General features: G+C 69.3%; 1 pseudogene. It reads right to left on the bottom strand.

The features are described 5' to 3' along the window. Positions 1 to 6 precede the first annotated feature (6 nt). Positions 7 to 495, bottom strand: a pseudogene (locus tag NDI72_RS21950) (ABC transporter substrate-binding protein); the annotation flags it as partial.

Genomic DNA, 495 nt, shown 5'->3' with positions numbered 1-495 from the left:
CCAAGATCAGAAGCCGTTGGGCGCAGGATCATGCATTTTGAAGGCATTGCCCTCCACCCGGTAGATGGAGCAGTTGCGCTCGACCGCGCCCGATGACGAGAAGCGGAACGAGCCAAGCACGCCCCGGAAGCCGGAGCGCGAGGTGAGCGTGCCGCTTGTCAGCCCGGCAGCCCCTCTGGCGCGGGCGATGCCGATGGCGAGGGCTGCGGCATCGAAACCATAGGCCGCATCCCGCGACATGGCCCTGCCGAATTCGGTGCGGAAGCGCTCGGTAATCTCGCCGACGGCCAGCTGGTCGACACGGCACATGAGAACGCCTGCGCCTGCGGGACCGGGCGGAAAGTCGGGCGTGGCGAGGATGAGCGCGCTGGCCGGCAATGCGCCGGTGGCGCGAAGCCCCGCCAGCGTGGCTGCCGGCGAACGCAGGCCGGGGGCAAGAACGATGGCCTGCGCCCCCTGAAGCTGCGCGGCTCTGGATGCAAGCTCGCCCGTGGA

The sequence above is a fragment of the Nitratireductor sp. GZWM139 genome, assembly GCF_030068685.1.
GTDB classification, from domain to species: domain Bacteria; phylum Pseudomonadota; class Alphaproteobacteria; order Rhizobiales; family Rhizobiaceae; genus Nitratireductor; species Nitratireductor aquimarinus.
This window is presented reverse-complemented; position numbering and strand designations above follow the sequence as displayed.